Annotated in this window: 17 protein-coding genes; 1 reads left to right on the top strand and 16 read right to left on the bottom strand. The window is 40.6% G+C overall.

Going from position 1 to position 21,586, the window contains the following annotated elements:
* Positions 1-140 precede the first annotated feature (140 nt).
* The gene (eno, locus tag M1D30_RS01775; protein WP_248505645.1) at positions 141-1,448 is read right to left on the bottom strand and encodes a phosphopyruvate hydratase; all 1,308 of its coding nucleotides are present in this window, start codon (positions 1,446-1,448) and stop codon (positions 141-143) included.
* Between the two features lie 278 nt (positions 1,449-1,726).
* A complete protein-coding gene (locus M1D30_RS01770) occupies positions 1,727-2,176 on the bottom strand; it encodes a GAF domain-containing protein (RefSeq protein ID WP_248505642.1) in 450 nt (149 codons plus the stop codon).
* Positions 2,177-2,295: 119 nt separating this feature from the next.
* Between M1D30_RS01770 and M1D30_RS01765 the strand changes: the two genes are divergently transcribed.
* Complete coding sequence (locus tag M1D30_RS01765; RefSeq protein ID WP_248505640.1) at positions 2,296-3,411, top strand: SGNH/GDSL hydrolase family protein; 1,116 nt, start codon at positions 2,296-2,298, stop codon at positions 3,409-3,411.
* A 561-nt stretch (positions 3,412-3,972) separates the two neighbouring features.
* Here the strand turns inward: M1D30_RS01765 and M1D30_RS01760 are convergent.
* The 14 genes from M1D30_RS01760 to M1D30_RS01695 form a co-directional block, all read right to left on the bottom strand.
* Positions 3,973-5,205: a two-component regulator propeller domain-containing protein gene (locus M1D30_RS01760; RefSeq protein ID WP_248505637.1), complete on the bottom strand. Its 1,233-nt coding sequence runs from the start codon at positions 5,203-5,205 to the stop codon at positions 3,973-3,975.
* A gap of 2 nt (positions 5,206-5,207) precedes the next feature.
* Complete coding sequence (locus M1D30_RS01755) at positions 5,208-7,583, bottom strand: hypothetical protein (RefSeq protein WP_248505635.1); 2,376 nt, start codon at positions 7,581-7,583, stop codon at positions 5,208-5,210.
* A gap of 623 nt (positions 7,584-8,206) precedes the next feature.
* The gene (locus M1D30_RS01750; protein WP_248505633.1) at positions 8,207-9,151 is read right to left on the bottom strand and encodes a D-2-hydroxyacid dehydrogenase; all 945 of its coding nucleotides are present in this window, start codon (positions 9,149-9,151) and stop codon (positions 8,207-8,209) included.
* Positions 9,152-9,368: 217 nt separating this feature from the next.
* Positions 9,369-10,937, bottom strand: coding sequence for an O-antigen ligase family protein (locus M1D30_RS01745; RefSeq protein WP_248505631.1), 1,569 nt, complete (start codon positions 10,935-10,937; stop codon positions 9,369-9,371).
* A 67-nt stretch (positions 10,938-11,004) separates the two neighbouring features.
* Positions 11,005-11,508, bottom strand: coding sequence for a hypothetical protein (locus M1D30_RS01740; protein ID WP_248505629.1), 504 nt, complete (start codon positions 11,506-11,508; stop codon positions 11,005-11,007).
* Positions 11,509-11,545: 37 nt separating this feature from the next.
* Entirely contained in the window at positions 11,546-12,016 is a 471-nt protein-coding gene (locus M1D30_RS01735) for a hypothetical protein (protein WP_248505628.1), read from the bottom strand.
* A gap of 37 nt (positions 12,017-12,053) precedes the next feature.
* Positions 12,054-12,524 carry a hypothetical protein gene (locus M1D30_RS01730; protein ID WP_248505626.1) on the bottom strand — a complete coding sequence of 157 codons (471 nt, stop codon included), beginning with the start codon at positions 12,522-12,524 and terminating at the stop codon, positions 12,054-12,056.
* A gap of 3 nt (positions 12,525-12,527) precedes the next feature.
* The gene (locus M1D30_RS01725) at positions 12,528-13,271 is read right to left on the bottom strand and encodes a hypothetical protein (RefSeq protein WP_248505624.1); all 744 of its coding nucleotides are present in this window, start codon (positions 13,269-13,271) and stop codon (positions 12,528-12,530) included.
* A 35-nt stretch (positions 13,272-13,306) separates the two neighbouring features.
* Positions 13,307-16,108: an RICIN domain-containing protein gene (locus tag M1D30_RS01720; RefSeq protein WP_248505622.1), complete on the bottom strand. Its 2,802-nt coding sequence runs from the start codon at positions 16,106-16,108 to the stop codon at positions 13,307-13,309.
* A 90-nt stretch (positions 16,109-16,198) separates the two neighbouring features.
* Positions 16,199-16,573 (bottom strand): DUF3244 domain-containing protein, encoded by a 375-nt coding sequence (locus M1D30_RS01715; RefSeq protein WP_248505620.1) that lies wholly within the window; start codon positions 16,571-16,573, stop codon positions 16,199-16,201.
* 168 nt (positions 16,574-16,741) lie between these two features.
* On the bottom strand, positions 16,742-18,511 hold the full coding sequence (locus M1D30_RS01710) for a hypothetical protein (RefSeq protein WP_248505619.1): 1,770 nt from the start codon (positions 18,509-18,511) through the stop codon (positions 16,742-16,744).
* 230 nt (positions 18,512-18,741) lie between these two features.
* Entirely contained in the window at positions 18,742-19,209 is a 468-nt protein-coding gene (locus tag M1D30_RS01705) for a hypothetical protein (RefSeq protein ID WP_248505617.1), read from the bottom strand.
* Between the two features lie 38 nt (positions 19,210-19,247).
* Positions 19,248-19,940 (bottom strand): hypothetical protein, encoded by a 693-nt coding sequence (locus tag M1D30_RS01700; RefSeq protein ID WP_248505616.1) that lies wholly within the window; start codon positions 19,938-19,940, stop codon positions 19,248-19,250.
* A gap of 31 nt (positions 19,941-19,971) precedes the next feature.
* Entirely contained in the window at positions 19,972-21,354 is a 1,383-nt protein-coding gene (locus tag M1D30_RS01695) for a leucine-rich repeat domain-containing protein (RefSeq protein ID WP_248505615.1), read from the bottom strand.
* Positions 21,355-21,586: the final 232 nt, after the last annotated feature.

Genomic DNA, 21,586 nt, shown 5'->3' with positions numbered 1-21,586 from the left:
ACAAAACCATTATAGTAAAACTATAAATTTTATCAAAACAATGGACTATATAATACAATGCAGACAAGCTTCACAGCTTATCTGCATTTTTAAGTTGTTTTACTATTAATGATTTATTCAAAAGAAGTTTTATAACTGCGTTATTTCAGTCGCTGGTAGCCGTAGGCTGCTGTATCACCCAGTTCCTCCTCGATGCGGATCAACTGATTGTACTTGGCCATACGGTCTGTACGAGAAAGTGAACCAGTCTTGATTTGTCCAGAGTTTGTGGCCACTGCGATGTCGGCGATCGTGGTGTCCTCTGTTTCACCTGATCGGTGAGAGGTCACTGTGGTATAGCCGTGTCGATGAGCCATTTCAATAGCCTCCAAGGTCTCTGTCAACGAACCAATCTGGTTCACTTTAATCAATATCGAGTTGGCAGCGCCCATCTTAATACCCTTCTCCAGGAACTTAGTGTTGGTAACAAACAGGTCGTCGCCCACCAACTGACAGCGGTCGCCAATCTTCTTGGTCAGTTTTACCCAGTTTTCCCAGTCGTTCTCGTCGAGTCCGTCCTCGATAGAGTCGATAGGATATTTGGTGATGAGCTGCTCAAGATAGGCAATCTGCTCGTCGGCCGAGAGTTTCTTTCCGTTAGGATCTTTCTTTGCACCGTTCTTCAACTGGCGATAGTCGTAGAACCACTGTCCGTTTTCGCAGGTAGCAAACTCAGATGCAGCACAGTCCATAGCAATCTTCACGTCCTTACCTGGCTCGTAACCAGCCTTCTTAATAGCCTCTACAATGGTGTCGAGTGCATCCTCGATGCCGTCGAAGTTAGGGGCATAGCCACCCTCATCGCCTACTGCAGTAGAAAGTCCGCGAGCCTTCAGCAACTTGGCCAGATTGTGGAACACCTCAGCACCCATGCGGATAGCCTCGCGCTCGTTGCTGGCACCTACCGGACGAATCATAAACTCCTGGAAAGCAATAGGAGCAGCCGAGTGTGCACCACCATTCACGATGTTCATCATAGGTACGGGCAGTGTGTATGCATTACAGCCACCAATATATCTGTAAAGGGGTATGTTCAGTGCCTTAGCCGCAGTCTGAGCACAAGCCAGCGAAACGCCAAGAATTGCGTTAGCACCCAACTTAGACTTTGTAGGAGTGCCGTCGAGTGCCAGCATCTTATAGTCGATGGCGCGCTGCTCCAGCACGCAGTCACCCTTCAGCGCAGGTGCAATCACATTGTTGACGTTGTCAATGGCCTTCAGCACACCCTTACCCAGATAGCGCTCTTTGTCGCCATCACGCAGTTCTAGGGCCTCGTTTTCGCCAGTCGATGCACCTGATGGTACAGCGGCGCGCCCCATCACACCGTTCTCGAGTGTTACCTCTACCTCTACTGTTGGATTACCTCTTGAATCGAGGATTTCTCTTGCATGAATCTTTTCAATTTTCATATATCAACTTATTATTAACAAAAATATTATAATTGCGCTGCAAAGATACGGCAAACAAATAAGGTGCGCAATACCTAAAAACGAGTGTTTTAAGTATTACGCACCAGCAAAAGCCTGCAAAAGTGAGTTAATCAAAAGTAGGTATTATGGCTTCCTTGGGAGCATACCATTTCATTCTTGGCCCAGCCCTCTAGTGTCTTAGCATCCACAGCCTTCATACTTCCGACGGCAGTGGAGATGTGGATAAAGCCGATGTTGGGCCTTGATGATTCTACATTTTAACCTATGATTATCTTGCAGATTTCCTCTAAATACTGACGGTCTGTTTCGTCGAAGGTGTTCAGTTCCCTGCTGTCAATATCAAGTACGGCAACAACCGTATTGTCATGTCCAAACACCGGTACGACAATCTCCGACCTCGACTCGCTACTGCATGCTATATGACCAGGAAACTGCTCCACATCGGGCACCACAACAGTCTCTGCCCGTTTCCATGCCGTGCCGCAGACACCCCTTCCAAAGGGGATGTGCATACATGCCACAGGTCCTTGGAAAGGTCCAAGCACCAATTCTTCACCTGCCACACGATAGAATCCAGTCCACCAGAATCCCATCGTTTGGTGAATGGCAGCAGCCACATTACTCATCACTGCCACTGCATCTGTCTCGCCCTCAATAAGCGAGCGAATCTGACTAGTCAGTTGTTTGTATTGTTCAATCTTATCCATGAAATAGTTTATAAAATCATTCTATTTGCAAAATTACGAATAAATTCCAAAAGAAAATGATTTTAGGCAAAAAATTACTAACTTTGCCAACTCATTCATCAAATAAGAGCAGATAATACATGAACAACAATACCAAGTGGGTGGCTTGTTGGGGCAACGCCACCAGCATCACCGACCGTCGCGAAGCAACCTATGCCAAAAACCTCACATTGCGCTATCCCATCCGCATGTGCTTCAGTGGCAGTCAGTTGCGCTTCCGTTTCTCTAACCTCACAGGCACGGAGCCTGTCGTACTGTCGAAGGTGTTCGCTGACCATACGCCCATCACCTTTGGTGGCGAGAACAGCGTGACGCTGATGCCAGGCAAAGAGGTGGAGAGCGATGCCATCAGTTATGCCGTGAGTCGTGGCGACATGGTGAACGTGAGCTTCTATCTGGCCGACTTTACCCAGATGAATAGTGGCACACTGATCACTGGCCCACTCTCGAAAGGGTTCTATGCCTATGGCGACTATGCCGAGGCCGATGAGCTGCCTCTCGACCTCACACGTCGCACCAACTGGTTTTATTTCCTGAACACCATCGATATTCTGACCTCAGAAGAGAATCATGCCATCGTTTGTTTTGGCGACTCCATCACGGCTCAGTCGTGGCCCGACTATATGGCTCAGATGGCCTTTGGCACCAATGCCGCCATCATCCGTCGTGCCGTCAGTGGCACGCGTATCCTGCGCCAGTACGACTGCATCACCTATCAGGCCTACGGACTGAAAGGTGCCACACGCTTTCCCATCGAGATGAACGTGGCTGGTGCCACCGATGTGATTATCCAGCATGGCATCAACGACATTATACACCCTGTGGGCACGGATGTCAACCCCTTCCGCCCATGGAGCGACCTGCCCACGGTCCAGGAGATGCAACAAGGGGTGGAGGATATCTATGTGAAACCTGCCAAGGCCATGGGACTGAAGGTATGGAGTGGCACCCTGTTGCCCATCTACGGCTGGCGCACCTACAACGAGCAGCGCGACCTGATGCGACAGCAGTTCAACGAGTGGCTGCGCACCTCGCCCATCTTCGACGGATGCATCGACTTCGATGCTGCCGTGCGCAGCAACACCAACCCCAAGGCCTTTGCCGATGGCTTTGATAGTGGCGACCACCTGCATCCCAGCGAGCGCGCCTACGAGGCCATGGCTCAGGCTGCCGCCCACGTGCTATTGGCTGAATAAAACGTTATAATGGGTTGGTGTCGATTTGAACACAGGCTTCAGGACCTGTCCCGCTGATCTTCAAAAGGAGAACTTGTGTTTTCTTTTTATGATGTTTACGAGTGCTAAATATGATGTTTACGAGTGGTAAATATGATAGTTACATGTGAAAAGTATCATCAATACAGATATACAGATGAAATTTAAAAACTCTACGCGTACATGCGTGCACATGTACGCGAAAAACTCTTAGAAAACATCTGTATCATCTGTATCTGTATGTTTGGTCTCCTGCGCTATGATGCTGCGAATTACTGTGGCAAGTGCGGTAAGCTGCTGTTCTGTCATTGTCTAAGTTTTGTTAATTTGATTTTTAATATTTTTTCGATGTGCGAAATTAATAATTATTTTTGTGAGTATCTGACATAAGTGACACGCAAAGCTAAAAAATGCGAGACAAAACGTAAACAATTAAGATTTTTTAATGGTTTTCGAAGATCAAGTGGACAGATCTGAAGTGAACCTTTAAGTTGTGTCCAACTTTCTGGGTTCACTTCAGTCTTTGATTCTTCATACATCTACTCACCTCATCACCTTCTTTCCATTCTGGATATACACCCCATGCTTGGGCAAGCCTTGAATGGGGCGGCCCTGAAGGTCGAAGATTTGTGATGGCATGCTCTTGTTTACTGTTGGCTCTGAAACACCTGCCTCTGTATCATTCAGCCAATGGAATGAGCCATCGGAGAACACCAGCACGCCGTTGTCTGTGCCAATATAGATAGAGTCGCCATCCACATCCACACAATAGCAGAATCCTGTCTCTTGATTCCATTCATAACGGGTTATCACACCATGGTCGAAGCAGCAAAGGGGACCTTTGGAATACTCAACTCCAACAGATGTGCTATAATTAAAAGAGGCTGTGGGGAGAAACCATATTCTGCCTTGACCATCGCATTTTAAAGATATGGGGATCGTTACATCTGGTCCCACATCATAACTTGTATAGTTATTACCATCGTATTTCAGCAATTTGGCTCTCCACTCACTTTTTTCAGCATTAATTGAGTCATAATGATAACTACCAAACCATAAATTGCCATCATTATCGATAACCATACCCTTAACCTTAGAGTAATCATAGGGCATACTCTTATCGTTCTTGTCACTGATAGTCTCCAAAGTACCTCCAATATGATATTTCATCAAGCCATTACCATAGAGAGCCAAAGTAGAAGCAATCCAGATGTCATCATGATGGTCTACCACCATCTGCCATATTTCGTTTCCAAAGTCACAACTTGGAAAAACCAACGTCTGTTCCTCTCCTGAGCGGTAGATAACGGAAATACAATTGTCTCCGCCTATAACTATGGTTCCGTTTGAATCAAAGACAATACTGTTTATGCCTATTGGCCATATTAAATCATTCACCTTATTTTCATCATGATTCACATAATGCACAGTAGTGTCAGCCCTGCCATCAGTAATACTGGTCAGCACGCCATCATTGCTACCTACCCAGATGGTGTCTGGCCTTATTGCCAGAGCATTCAGTCCCACCCAAGCATTAGGTCGTGTCATGTCTTTTATGCGCCACTGATCTTCGAAATAGCCTGTGCTCATGTCGTAGACCGTTATCTTGCCAGTTAACTTGTTGACGACCTTAAGTCCATTAGGTCTTAACACATAAATACTGGTATCATTGTGCTCAATGCATTTCACTGAATGAATCGTGGCCACAGGGTATAATCTAGCCTGAATATCGGTAACGGCACACAACCACAGAAATAACAGTATTAAATATTTCATACTTATATATCGTTAGTTTCTACTTTAAATTTCTTTTCATAGATGCCTCCATTTACAACTAAACCAATTGAATAAAAGCTTGGCTTATCAATTAAAAAGGTTATATTTTGTTCTCCTTCCTCATATTTCTGAGACTTAATAATATCTTTTTTCTCAAAACTATTCAAGTCAACCAACATCAAACTTACTTCAGACTTTTCACTTAGAATAAAGGACACATGGGCTGTTCGTTCTTGTACTGTAACAGACAAAGAAATCATTTCACGCTGAGAAACGTTCTTTTGTGCGATATCTTCTACTTCTTTTAAAGAAGTGACATCCGCCAATAATGCTTTTGACAATAGAATTTCCATAGCCTGAACGTTTAGTGAAGTTATTCCTTTTCCATTGACACATACGTGCTTACATGATTCCACCACATAGGACTCCAGTCCTGGGTGTATTCTTGCAGCCAAATCTTGCAATAATTTAAAAGGAAATACACTTCTTTTACTTGCCTCTTTGTATAGGAAATTAATAACGATAGGATTATTAATGCAATAGTTAAGCAATGTCTTGTAAACTCGAGCTCTGTCAAAGTCTCGAGCATCGCTTAAATACATAATAGAACTATCATTCTGATAATCATTATACATTTTCCAGAACAAATCCTTTACATTGTTTGGAATCTTCTTGATTCCATTGTCAATTTGCGTCATTTCTGATTCTGAAAACGAGAAATCCAGAACAGGACCAGGTCCTGGATGGGGATAAGCCATATTGCGTTCTCTCATGTAATGCGCCACAACCTCACCGTATGTTCCTCCATGGAGTGCATTTCGCGGATGAAATATTCTGATATTTGGACCTAGCTTACTTTCCCAATCGTATCCAGCAGCATATTGATGCGATTTTGATCTCACAGATGCATGCGTAAACTTGTTTCCGTCTGACCATAAATCAATGTCTGCTGAGTTACTTGAATTCGTTGGATAAAAGCCATACTCCGCAAAAAAAGCATCCATCTCGTCTTTGCTATTTATTTTCTCAAAGATTTTCCATTCTCGCCAAAGACCGACACTCCATGCAAAGCAGTTATAATACTCTGACAGATACGACGGAGAATGAGAAGTAATTGCATCATCAAACTTAAGATTTGGATGCTGAATTGTATCAACTCCTGCACTTCTACATTCCACATAAATATCGCACTTCGGAAGTCTCGAAGTTGGATATGATTTCGTTGTTGTAAACAGCCATCCGCTTTGTCCTGAAGGCCTGTTGATGCGAGCATTCTTCCCCCAATTGTAATTGGACTTTCCTGGATCAAAGGGATAATCGTCGTTGTGGGCATTCACACGGTCGTCCTCTCCCATCAGGCAGATATATGGATCGCTATTTTTACTGACGGCAAAATAGCAACAAGGGAGCCCTGTGAAAGGATGCTGTATCACTGTTGAGGAGCTGCATATAGGCACATTGTCAAAGCACTTGTCTTCGTTAATGCACAGATTGCAGGTTCCAAACTCTGACGGGTCGGTTGTACGTAAAAGGACATAATAGAAACCACTCTGGGGTATGTCTACGCTTAGCAATGCCTCACCCGCTTGTCCTGACACGGCGACTCTTGACAGCACAGATGGGTCGTCCATGCTAAACAGATTCAATGCGTGGCTAAGTGTGGTTCCACTTGTTCGCATACTCACATGCTGACCTTCATGAAAATACTCAAGTCGGAAGAAAGAGTAGAACACCTGTTTGTTGAGCTCGGCATTGTATTCGGTGGAGGGGCGAATTGTATCTATCTGTGCGTCATCATTGAAATTGAAGTTAATCACACGATAGTCCCTCGACAGCGAGTCCTCGAAAAATGCAGCATTTTCTTCTTCTATCAGTTTCTGGTGATTCTTTCTTTGGGCATATCTGACTGTGTCGGAATTCAATCGCTCTTTGAAAGTAATAACCGTCTTACCTTTACTCACATGCTCTGCATTCGGCACATCGTCAAGGTTGCCAACAAGACTGACTTGATGGTCGCCCTCACTCAGGTAAATAGCATGCTGATAAGAATACCAGTCGCCCCTGTCAGTGAGAATCTCTCCAACAGAGTCGTTATCCACCTTCAGCATGTACTTTGAACATGTTCCATTGCTATGCCTTACGCCCATAAGCCAGAAGTCAACTGGATAAGTGGCCGATGCCGATGCCGTTACAGAAAACGTTGTTTCTGGCCTTCCATTTACGAGTCGTATCGTAACGCCATTTTGGGTCAATGTGTTATGGTCTGTTGACGGCCATTCAAATTGACCGTTAGTTCCTGCATCTGGACTCATCTCTTGAGCGTTAGCCGTCAAAAAGAACAGGACCAACAGTATCGAGGAAACGAAAACACGATTCATGAAAAACATGTTTTTAGTTAATATTTATGGAGTTATATTTTTTTATTGCAAATTTATACTTTTATCTGATACTCTCCAAGCAATCCCCATGTTAATGATGAAGAATTAACAATGTTTAAACAAATGCCATCATACAGTTAATTTCGAAAAAAGAAAATGCGTGTTGTCTGTCGAATCTGCACGTGGTTCATGGAAATTTTCTGACAATAGCGCCTCTGAGATTTAAAAATTCTGAGCCAAAATTTTTTTCTGTGCGTACAGGCGAAATATGAGAGAGTTCGTAAATCGTTGAAAATGAGAGAGTTGCAAAATTAGCTCGAAAAGTGTAAAGATTTAGAACGCAATCGAATATTCGTTTAGGTTGTAACGGAGCCTGAGTTACACTGCAACGGAGGCTGTTTTGCATGGTAAAACAGCATGAGTTGCATCGTAAAACAGCCTCCGTTGCATGGTGAAATCGATAGGGGTCCTCCGAAAGGTCATTTTTGACCCATTTTTGCGTTCTAGTTTGCATTTTTTCAGAACCCCTTTTTTCGGCAGTATTTCTTGACAATGAACAATGTACAATGAACAATGTACAATGTACAATGAACAAACGCGTGGCGGACGTCGCGCCAGCTCAGCTAAACAACATTCTGTGGCGTGCCACTCAAGAAAGCACGCACATTGTTGGTAGCAACCTGGATGAGGCGAACGCGAGCCTCCTTCGACGCCCAGGCAATGTGGGGCGTAATAAAGGCATTAGGCAGCTTCAACAGAGGGTTGTCGGCCAAGGGCGGCTCCTGCGTGAGCACATCGGCACAGAAGGCAGCCAGTCGACCATCGGCCAACGCATCAGCCACAGCCTGGTCGTCAATCAAAGAACCACGACCAGTGTTGATAAGGATGGCTGAAGACTTCATCTTCGCCAGCGTGTCGGCATTAATCAAGTGGCGCGTACTGTCCGTCAGTGGACAATGCAGCGACAAGACATCAGCCGTGGCCAGCAACGCCTCCAGCGACACCTTCTCGATGCCTGCAGGCAGGGTGGTCTTACTACTCACAGCCTTCACCTTCATGCCAAAGGCCAGGGCAATCTCAGCCACGCGACGACCAATATTTCCAAGTCCCACAATGCCAAAGGTCTTGCCAGCCAGTTCCATATGCGAGAAGTCCCAATAGCAAAAGTCGGCATTCCTACTCCATCGCCCCTGCCTATTTTCTTGGGCATAGTGCTCAGTACGATTGGTCACTGTGAGCAGGTGGGCAAACACCATCTGCGCCACACTCTCAGTGCTATAGGCAGGCACGTTGGTCACTATGATGCCACGCTGATGGGCAGCCTCGACGTCCACCACATTATAACCTGTGGCCAGCACACCTATATATTTAAGGTGGGGCAACTGGTCCATTACCTCTTTACTCACAACCACCTTGTTGGTCAGCACCATGTCCGCCTCGGCAGCTCTCGCCACCGTCTCACTGGGCAAGGTTCTCTCGTACACCGTCACCTGACCCAGCGCTTCCAGCTCAGCCCACGACAAATCGCCTGGGTTGGCCGTAAATCCGTCTAGTATTACAATTTTCATATCGCCTGCAAAATTACAGATATTTTGCCAATCGTCAAAATCTGACCAAGCTTATTCCTCGTTTCTTCGTCAATTACAATTAATATATAAGTATTAAAGAATCATGAATAAAGACCAAAGGCTACGAAAAAACCTTCTCCCTCAACGAGGCATTCACCACGGTGAGGTGAGAAAGATATGACCACCTGCAGCGCAGGTATTAAACTTCTGAGTATAATCAGTTAGTAATAAAACGTTTTTTATCTTGGTTTACATCTTTTATTATCATTTCCGTTATTTGATTCTTAATTTTGATTTCCTTATGATTGATTTGTTTATATAGCCTTACGCAATTTACTGTATCATTACGGCTACTATATATATTATAAATCTCGTATAGTGGCATCAAGCGTGATGGACACATCTGAAGAGCTCTCTGATAGTGCCACATTGCATCTTCCTGATAATTTAAAGACTGACAACAATCACCAATTAGCATTGTTAGTTCATAGTCTGAAATATACCTCTCCGCCTTATAAGATAAATCTAAGGCAAGTTCATATTGTTCTTTATCATATGCGTCACAAGCATAGTCATAAAGAAAATGATAATTATTACGTCCACACTGATAAAGCGAATTATATAAAGACTGGGAGGCGTCAGGATTCCTCGTTTGCGATGAGGCATCTTTCCAAGACAAATGAAATTCCAGAGTTCTACTTAATGGAACAAAAGCCAAGGCATTGATGCCCCAGAGCAAAAAAGTAATAGTCAAATTGGGTCTGTTTCTTTTTATACGACCAAGCTTGACTGAGAACACAAGCACAACAGACAGAATTAACAAAAGCCATGTGAAGGGATAAGAAAAGGGATAGGAAAAAAAGGCCATTATCAATATGGACATAAATATATAGCATCCCTCTTTTCCATATGGTGATCTGTGATAAGCATAATAAAGGAATACCATCATACAACATATAAGCACCAAAGACATGCATGGAACGCCATAATTAACCGCCAACAACAAAAACTCGTTTAATGGATGATGAATATTGTCCGCCAACAAACCATACGGGCTTTCTGGATAACAACAGAAATAATCGGCCTGAGCATTCATATACTCCTTAGTAAAGCCACCAATCCCCCAGCCCGTCATTGGTCGTTCTTGTATTAGTTCCATTGTACGTTCAATGATAAACCATCTACCTATTGTTGATTGTGTCTTTACGAAACAAGCACTAAGTACTAAGGCAGTGACAACTAAAAAAACAACAAGCCAATACTTATAGCGATGCTTATTAAATAAGACCAAGAAAAGTATAAGTATCATGGTGACACAACCAATTCTTGATTCATATACAATTAAAGCAAACAAACAAACCAATTTGACTATACAGAAACAAAAACGTTCATACTTGTTATATTCTTTAAAGAAAACAAAACCCATTGGATAGCTTATGGCAAGACAAGCAGACAAGCCAGCCGTATTGTCGAATGTTCCAGCATAACAACTGGTATTCATTGAGACCAAACCAACAATCTGGAAGATGGCCAATAATGCTTCAAAAAGAACTATGATATTCGTGTACCTACATATTTGCTTATATACCATTACCCATGGAATATTCTTTGAGAAAAAGAAGAAAGGTAATGAAAAGAATGTGAATACGACTGCGAGCATAGCAGTTATTATCCATTTCGGATATAATATGCTATCCACAAACGCATTCGTTACAACAAATATGCTGGCACTCGACAAGCATATCCATGCTACGATATAGTAATATGGTGCTATCTTTGACAGCATAACATCTTTTTTCGTCATGGAAACGCTAATAAGGAATTTACCCTATTAGCGTTCCAAGACTCAATAATTATTTCCTAGGAATCCTCTCTGGCTTCTGAAACTTATAAAGCAGGTTGGAGTCCAGATCTGCCACATTATGGCATTCCTGCATGACTTTCATTCCACCATTCTTCTTATTGATATATGTTCGCATATCCTGGAGGAAATGAATAATGTAATGCTGGTTCTGATGATGCACATCAAATGTTCCAGCAAAGACAATCGGAGGATTAGATATGAGTTTACACCTCAGGTCCTTCATATCTACATTTACAGAATCATTACTTTGCTTGTCAATAACCACGGCCTTCTTCCATAGAACCTTAATATTTTCAGTGTCAAAGTTCAGGTCCATGTTATAGTTCAGCGTATAACGATCTGAAAGTTCAATGTTCTCGTGGAGTCCACAAAAACTATACAGGTTAGGATCACTTGGTTTCAAGACATCCACTGCAGCATGCTTTGTTCCACAAGAGACTACATACAATGCTCCAATAAGCATCGTGACAAGCAATAGTTTTTTTGTTTTCATATACAACTATTAATTGTTCTAGTAAAGAATCAAATCGTTATTTCCCAAGATACTGTTCTATTCTCTTTGGGTCCAGATCTGCAACATTATAGCACTTTTCAGTTGCCTTCACTTCTTGAGTTTTCTTATTAAGAATTGTGCGATAATCAAAGAGGACATGAACGATATAACGTTGATCCAAATGATTAAAATTGAAAACACTGGCATAAATGACAGGTGAGTCAGATATTAACACGCACTTCAGGTTCTTCATCTCTACTTTCGTAGTGTCTTTTTTCTGCTTATCAATTACCTCAGCATTTTTCCACATCACCTCCATATCATTATTCTCAAATCTAAGATTCAAATAATAGTCAAGGGTGTAACGATCATTAAGCTCAATATGACCACCTGCAGCGCAGGTATTAAACTTCTGAGCATAATCAGTCACTGCATGTTTTGTACCACAAGAGACCACATACAATGCTCCAATAAGCATCGTGACAAGCAATAATAATTTTGTTTTCATATACAACAGTTAATTGTTCTTGTTAAGAATCAGATTGTTATTTTCCAAGATACTGTTCTATTCTCTTTGGGTCCAGATCTGCAACATTATAGCACTTTTCAGTTGCTTTGAACTCTACCTTTTTCTTATTGAAAATTGTACGATCATCAAAGAGGACATGCAATATATAATGCTGGTCTATATGAGTGACTTCGAACACACTTGCATATATTATTGGGCGATTAGACAAAAGAGCACACTTTAAGTTCTCCATCTCAACATTGACTGTGTCATTTGTTTGTCTGTCAATCACCTTTGCATCCTTGAATTTCACCGTCACTTTATGGGAGTCAAAATTTAAATTCAAATAATAATTGAGAGAGTAACGTTCGTTGAGATCAATAGTTCCTCCCGATGCACAGAAATTCAGCTCTGTGTTAGCATCCCCATTTGTATTTCCTACCGTAACATTTTTTGTTCCACAGGAAATAAAAAAAATGACAATAACAAGCAAATAGATTTTCTTCATATATCATTTCCTTTCTTGAATTATTGCGTCAACATCAAAACTACCACCGACTTGTTTATTAACATTATTCTTTGCATAAATAACACGAACTAAATAATCTGCAATCAGATGTACTTGGGCTCCTACGACCGACGTATAAGAACCACGAAAAGGTGGACTTGATAATTCTGACGAGCACGATGCAAGCTCATATATATTAACTTCGTGAAGGGGGTGTATTATTCCACATTTTCTTTCTTTACACTTTCTAAGTTTATACACATACGCATGCTCATCTTTCACCCTTACGCAACCGTAACCGCGAAGATTATATTCATAGTTTAATGTAAACTTAAAAACAGTACTATCAATTGTGTTTGAGACGTCTGCAGAACCGCTAATATAAAGATCAGGTTCATTATTCGGTTTTCCACCCGGGTTCGGGTCGTTATCACCAAACCCACTACTTCTTCGCGTCTTTCTCAATATCTTTGAACTTGGCTTTAGCTTTCCAACAGAAATAGCCATACATATTATATCTCTCTCATATTCCTCCTTGGGTAAATCCAAATTCTTTCTCAACAGTTCATCATTGAACTGAATGTTAGAGAGTCCATACTTTTGTCCATAAGACAAAATCAGGTTCTTTGTGTTCTGTAACTTGGCATCTTCATCTAATTCATAAGACAAATAGCCATCATCGGACGAACATCCAACATACAATGCTCCTAGAAACATTGTGATTAACAATAAGAATTTTTTTCTCATAATAATTTAATTTGTTAGTAATAATATGGCTGACGTTACCACCAGACCTGTTTGTTATTCTCATACGTAAAAATCCGTTCCTCAACACCTTTAGTGACGTCTTTCAAAATATAAAGACCGTTAGAAGGAATATTTAGGAATGTAAGGATGTTGCTTGTGGCCTTCTGAGTGTCAAGTAACTCCCAATCGCTATCTGGACTCCAATAGTACAACTCATATTCATCACCTATTTCCACACAATTACCATCATTACGACCTATATAACGAATACGTGAAACCTGAGAAGGTTTATTGAGTTGCAATCCAACCCAATTGCCATCTGGACTAAGGCCACCAAATCCTGTCAGGATATTACCATCGAAGACATTCTCCTTTCTTGCCCATCCTTCACCTTCTGTACCGATAATCTTACCTTCGAGTTTCTTTCCGTCTGGCCCATAGAACTCTAACTCATTAATATTACAGAAAGAGCCTTTGCTTCCCATATAGCGCAGGTACTTGAATTTCTTATCCGACATTATACGGACATCATACCAATTGCCATTTGTGATGCCCTTGTGGGTATACAATACTATGCTATCTGAGAAATTAGAATTGCAAGAGCCTTGGAACTGTCCTCCATTCATACGGCTATTAAAGAAGTCTTGTGCGCCCATGAAGGGGTATTTCCTCAGCAGTTGCATCGCTATACGTTTATTGGACTTTGGAATAATATCTCTCACCTTACCATCATTGTCTATCAAGAATGGATGACCAAAAGGCACAATGACACCATCCTCATAAAATCCTGCCATATATACAATGCCGCATCCCATGGCCTTGAACGTAACTCGTCCTTTCTTTATTGTACCATAATGGACTGGAACCCAATCACGATTGTCAAATACGCAGATATATGCCACCCTTTTCCCTTTATACTCATCTGGCACAAGACGTTCCACATCAACAGTCTTACAATATTCCTCAGTAACATCTGTGTAATGAGGTTGTTCAAAGAGTTGAGGAACAGATTGTTCGTGTTTTAAGTCTTTAATCATTTGATCATTGAGACTATATCGATAGCGAAACACCTTAGGCTTAATATACGAATGAAAATAATGAGCTGTATCTCCAGGGAAATTACCCATATAGAACGGAACTGACTTCCCATCTTTATCTATCAGAACACTCCAAGAATGGCTGCTGCTACGATTCCCCCAATGTGGCGTAAAATCATATGCAGAGGGGATGCCAAGATGGCGACAAAGATAAATAGAAAAACTTGTCTCGTCGGCACACTTTCCACTTTTAGACTTAAACAAAGAGCTTCCTTTAGTTCCATACGGATTGCCATAGATAAAATATTCAAACTGATGAGTCAAGTCAAAGACCCTCATGGCCTCAGAGATAGACGAATTTACCTTAAAGAAATTGTCTGTGTAAATGTGTGCACCTTGTTTTCTTAGTATCCATTTCTGGGAGTCATCCTCCGAGAAGATGTTCTGAACAAGTATCTCATTTCCTGTATTTAAATCTTTCTGTGTATCGAGGAAAAAACCAGTATGTTTGTTCATAATACGATATGTATCATCTCCAAGAGGAATGAATAACCACTGATCTATCGGTTTCATAACATATTCACCCATGGTTACTTTTGTTCCAGGATGTAAAGTACGTGGTGTACCAAATTCCATCTGAAGACACAAATCCATGGCATCCTTTCTGTAATAGCCAATTCTCCACCATGGATATCCTGAATAATCCAATCTAACCAATTGTGTACTATCTGCTAACGAATATGGCTTTAAACGGATGGTATTATTGATTGATATAGCTGTTGTATCAAACGAAATGCTATGATTACTCTGCTTGTTTATTATACTATAATAACATCCAGAGAAATCATTCAAATCATTATGATTGAAAATCTCTAATGCTCCCAACTGAATATAGTCTACACACATCGTGTCTGAAACACATGTCAAACTAATGGTGTTTTCTCCCTTCTTGAGGGGTATTGCTTTATTAAACCACTTCTCTGTAAATGATTCTATATTACGCGTTGGAGCCATACGAAGTGTGTCAACCACTATTCCATTTACATTGACTAATGTCGTCAAGTGGTGAGCCGTAGACGAATATCTCAAGATAAGACGCTTTTGGGTTTGTCGCTCTGACACTATAGTAAAACTAACTGCAGACTTGTTATTTGGCATGATTACTGCCAAACCTTTGGAAGCACCATTAAATTCACTCGTTTCACATTGATTACATTGCGCTTCTTCTGCTTCAAGTTCTAAACCTCTTCTTGTAATAGCAATATCTTGGCAAAACAATGGAAATTCCTCGTTGATGGTTGATCGCCAATCACTTATAGATTCATGACATAAGCAATATGGTAGAACATACTCAAAGAAAATGGACTTATCATATTCTTTGTGCCAAGTTGAGTTATTCCATGCATCACACGCTTCATTGATAACCTTTATCAGATAATCGGCCTTCAATTTTGTGATATCATAGACCACTTTTGCCTGAGAGTTATTTATCTTTAATGCAGAGTCATTGAAGAATTTTGTTCGATTATTCTGACTTTCACCACATGCACTAAGATAAATGGAGTCCATCATGTCAACAGTCTCACCTTCCATATGATAATGAGATGGCATGTTCTCTATCAAGAACCTCGCTGCCTCGTACTTCAACGGATCTGGATTTTCTTCAAAATAGTCCAACACCTTTTCAAGTTCAAAACGATTTGAACCTGCTTTGTTTAATGCGTTCTCCAATTCCCTATCACAGGATTGAATAACAATGCATGTAAAAACAATATAAAAAAGATATATACTATTTCTCATCTCATTTAACTTGTATCCAGTTGATTTTACGAAACATTATATAGGTTTTAGGATCACAGGGGCATACTTGTTCTAAACAAATACTAATCTTTATAGTTCTATATATCCATAGAAACAATAGTTGTCACGGATGATTTGGAGTTCATATTCTCCTTCCAGATAGAAAGGCAGGCTTAGGGTTTCTGTATCTTCAGGAATAATGATATCGTATTCTATATCACCATCTTCATTGACCAATCGCAGGACGTAACCATCACAAGAGGTATTAAAATATAATGTATGATCCGACAAACTCACTGAAGGGGCCATAGCAGGGCTTCGCTTGATGGGCTTCGAGATTATGACTGGGTCTATTGGCTTTACACTTAGCTCAACTTCCTGCTTTTGGGGGTCAGACTGAATTTGAGCAATACCACTGAGTGATACCATAAAAATCAAATTAAAGATTAAGAAAAATTTTTTCATTGTTTTGGTCTTTTGTTTGTTATTGATTGCCGCAAAAGTAAACAAAATCAATATATACTCCAAATGTTTTGAAAAAATTTAGTTCGTCAAAGTTCGTCAAAAAAGGAATAATGCCCTGAAAAATCAATTGATTATCAGAGCATTATAAAAAAAGTTCGTCAAAATTCGTCAAGCCCCTTTTAAGCTCTTTAAAAGGTTGTTTTTGAGCGAACGTGCATCGTTTTGTCCAAATAGTTTTACATTGGAACGGGACTTTGCATCTGAAAAAACTGTTTTTGAGCAATCTAACATTTTTCTCATTGACGCTTCTGGGATGCCAAGAATAAGGAGAATACAAATTTGCTGCTGCAATGAGGATAAAGACTTTCCCTCAGAGAATGTTTTAAAAAGAACAGGAAGGCATCTGCAGAACTGACTTTGCAAAAGATTCCACTGTATTTCCGTTATCTTCAAGTTGTCTGTTTTTGAGCTGGCCTTTTCTATAAATGTTTTGGCAATACCACTTTTGAGGAATGCATCTATGTTATCAACAGGCTCCTTTTTCTTGGCTAGCTGATAGTTTTCAATCTCTATTTTCAGTTTTTCTATTTCATTCTTTAACTCGCATTCCCTGATTTCCTTCTCTGCGATAATACCATCGTAATTCCTGCTCTTAAGCATCTGCAATTCCGCAGAAATCTCGAAATGAGCCGTAACAGTATTATGAAATCTCGTTTTTAATATAGCAAGTTCGCGCTTCTTTCTCTTCTGATTTCTTAAATATAACCATATTAGCAAAGCAATAATCAGAATGAGAATATTCGTGATGAAGAAGATATACATTTTGAGTATGCGCGATTTTTCGCGTTCTTGCACGGCCTCTTTCTGACTCCTATTATAATTATAAAGGGCAGACATCTGGTGAATGGCTGTGGTTCGCATCTGCTTGTGAAGTGCATTTTGAGCAGCCTCGAATAATAAAGAGAAATGATATACCGAATCAACGTTGTTTCTTTTTCTATAGACATTCAGCAAACCTTTATAGGCTCCTGTCAGATAATCATATGGAATGCTTTTTCGGTAATACATTTCTGCAGAGTCTAATTGATTGATTGCCAATTCATAGTCACCTTTATAAACGTAGTAACCTTCGTAGCCTTTATTTATTGTTCCATTCTTTTCGAATAGACCAGATTCCTCTTCGTAAATACGCATAGACTCTTTGGCTTTATCCAAATCACCTCTGTCCACATATAATGGAATGGTGGGTCCCATAATGATGGCTGCATCCTGGTCTGCGCCAATACGTTTAAAGGAATGATATAAAACTTTTGTAAGATCAAGAATGCTGTCTATTTCGTTTAACAAGTAGTATGGGGCTGTCATTCTGTATTCCGCCAAATAGATATCAACACTATCCGAGGTCTTTTTCACATAATCAATATAATGATTCAATGCCCAAATCTCGTCCTGAGGCAAGTTCTGGGCATCAAAAATGAGAGACATCTGGCCATAAATGGCTTTTAATAGATTGTAATTACAATCTACCATGGTGGTATCTATTGACTCCAAGGCAGTGTAATATGCCTGCAATGCCTCTGGTGCCTGACCTAAGTCTACTAAAGAACAACCGTAAATATAGTATGCTAATGCTCGCTCGTCATCAGTACCATTGGAATCGAAATAATCGACTAACGACAAGGTAAGAGAATCTGTCGTGAACAAAACTCCTGATTTCATGCGGGCATTGGTCAGCTGGAGTTGATACTGCATATTGAAATGGCGATCGAAATCAGACGAATATTCGTTAAGGCTGTCTAAGACAACAAGGGCTGAATCAGGATTGGTTTCCACCATTGCCTCTGCACGAGACAATGCATTACGATATTCTTGACGTTCTTCGCAACCTAATGAAGCGAAGCACAGGAGCAGGATGAGAAAGCTGTTGATTCTTTTCATGTGACAAAGATAAGTAAAAAGATTTTAACGACATTGAAACCTGGTGATATTTTCACATTTTTTATACGTCTGTATATAAGCAATTTAGATAAACGATGCGTCATGGCGCTATGTACCCTGATTCGTACCCCAAAGGGGGTTGGTGGGACTGTAAAGACCAAAGGCTACGAAAAAACCTTCTCCCTCAACGAGGCATTCACCACGGTGAGGTGAGAAGGTACATATGACGACTATTTCCCAAGATACTGTTCTATTCTCTTTGGGTCCAGATCTGCAACATTATAACACTTCTCTGTGGCCTTGAACTCTACTTTTTTCTTATTGAAAATTGTACGATCATCAAAGAGAACATGCAATATATAATGCTGGTCAATATGAGTGACTTCGAACACACTTGCATAGATTATTGGGCGATTAGACAAAAGAGCACACTTTAAGTTCTCCATCTCAACATTGACTGTATCATTTGTTTGTCTGTCAATCACTTTTGCATCCTTGAATTTCACCGTCACTTTATGGGAATCTAAATTTAAGTTCAAATAATAATTGAGAGAGTAACGTTCATTGAGATCAATAGTTCCTCCCGCTGCACAGAAATTCAACTTCTGAGTATAATCAGTCACTGCATGTTTTGTACCACAAGAGACTACATACAATGCTCCTAAAAGCATCATGACAAGCAATAGCTTTTTTTCCATAATAATTGTGTATTTATTCTAAAAACATTATATAGCCCTTATCTAATCATATAACATCCATCTGTAAAAGCCATTTTCTTTTCCAATTTATCATGATAGATACGGACATCATGCATACCATGAATCAGATAGCGATGTTCCTCAAATTCCACCCAAAAGGCAAAGGCATATACCAATGGAGTTTTATTCAATTGACCATACGAAAGCTCCTTCAGTTCTAATTGAGTCTTTTCACCCGTCTTTTTGTTAATAACATCGGCGCGAAAATTCTCATTTAGTATTGGGCGCATATTTCCTTCTTTTAATCCATAGAAGCCAAGATTGTAACTCAGTGAGTATTGGTCTGATATATCTATGGTATTATGATACCAACTAATATCTACTGGTCTATAATCTATTAAGGAGTCACATAAGCACATCAGATTAAAGGAGTCTTCTTTTGTAACAATAGGACGTGGAGAGAATGTTCCAAACTGATTTGAAACAGTCTCACTTTTTTGCATAGCAGGAGATGACTTTAAAATGATGGCCACCAAACTATCTTTCTCAATCTTTTTAAGTGGATGACTATTCAAATAGTCTACATTTGGTTTATAATTCACATAATATCTGCTTGACAGAGAATCAATGTTATTGATTACTTGCTCCGTGGTCACATATTTTGTTCCACAAGAGACCACATACAATGCTCCAATAAGCATCGTGGCAAGCAAAAGATTTTTTGTTTTCATAATGATAATATGAGTTAGTTAATAATATGTTTCATCTAATTTTATATGGACAACCATCAAAGGCTTTGCTATCTATCTCCTTAATGCCCTCAGGAAGGCTAACGACAGACAAACTTGTGCAACCACTGAAAGCTGCAAGGGGGATTTTCTCAACAGGAGCAAGCAGTTGTAGCACTTTGAGATGACGACAATTAAGGAACATATAGGGAGAAAGTGATTCAACAGAAGAAGGGATGATGACCTCGCTTATGGCATCACAACCGTTAAATGCAAAAGCATCTATTGTCTTTAATCCCTTTGGCAAATTTAACATGAGCTTCGAATATCGACCTTCAAAAGCCGACTCACCAATTCTCTCTACGCCTTTTGGCATCTCTGTTGTACGACAGCCTGCAACAAGTGTCTTTCCATCCTTTGTCAGGATAGCATTCGTCCCCTTGGGAGACATAAAGAAGGCATTGGCAGAGTCCACAAAGAAAGAATCAATCTCATAACATCCAGAGAATGATTTACCAGAAAGGTGCTCTACAGACTTGGGAATTCTAATGGTATGCAGGTTGACACCATAGAAGCAACCATCTCCTAATCTTTTAATTCCTTCTACGATAGTTGTAGTAACGCAACTTGCAATCAATGTGGAATCCTTCTTTCTGACGATGGCATTACAGTTGTCTCGAGAATCAAAAACGGCATTATTTTTATCGACAGTAATGGAGCGAAGACGATTACAAACAAGAAAGATGTTATTACCAAGTATCTCTTTCACATTTTTAGGAATGTAGATAGAGTCCAACGAATTACATCCACAAAAAACTTCTGGATATATTTTTCGAAGCGATTCTGGCAAAGAAACGCGTTTCAGACTACTGCATCCAAAGAACGCTCCATAACCAATCTTTTCAACGCCCTCAGGAATAACGAGTTCCTCCAAGGTGTTACAATGAAAAAAGGCATTCGCACCAATGCTTTTAACAGACGAAGGTATCTTTGTGTTTGGACATGCGGCAAGCAGTTCGTCGCCAGCCAAGATGGCATTAGAGCCTTCGCGCGAATCAAAATTCTCGTTGAGAGGATCTACAACAATCGTTCGCAGACTATAGCAGCTACCAAACACCCCTTCTCCTATTCCCATTAATGATGCAGGAAGGTTGATTGACTTTAGATTGATGCAATGCTCAAAAGCGTCGTTTCCTATTGTCTCTACACCATCTTCTACGACAATTGACTCCACATCAGAAAGGTTGGCTAATGCCCTGTCCTCAATGCGAAGCACTCTATAACGCTTATTCTCATGAGAAACTTCAGAAGGAATACGAAGAGCGTGCCCACCATCAGACAGCAATGAATGTTCGTATCCTGTCAGCGTCACAGTACCAGGGTTTTTCTGCAAGGCATAGACAAAACCATTTTCCATGAAACAATCTTGTCCACAGGCTGGAGCAAGAAAGTAACACAAAAATGATACCATTATTATAATAGGGCGCATCATATTTTATATGGTTGTTTGATTTGGTTAAAAGTCGTTTTATGTTTTTAGTTAAATACGAATATTCGTTGCAAATATAAAAAATTATGCTGTAGCGACCAAATATTTATACAAACATTAACAAAACAAAAATATAGACAAAACCTTCTCCCTCAACGAG

This window comes from Prevotella sp. E15-22 (assembly GCF_023204875.1).
GTDB lineage: Bacteria > Bacteroidota > Bacteroidia > Bacteroidales > Bacteroidaceae > Prevotella.
Note: the sequence above shows the minus strand (reverse complement) of the source record. Positions and strands in the feature narration are given on the sequence as shown.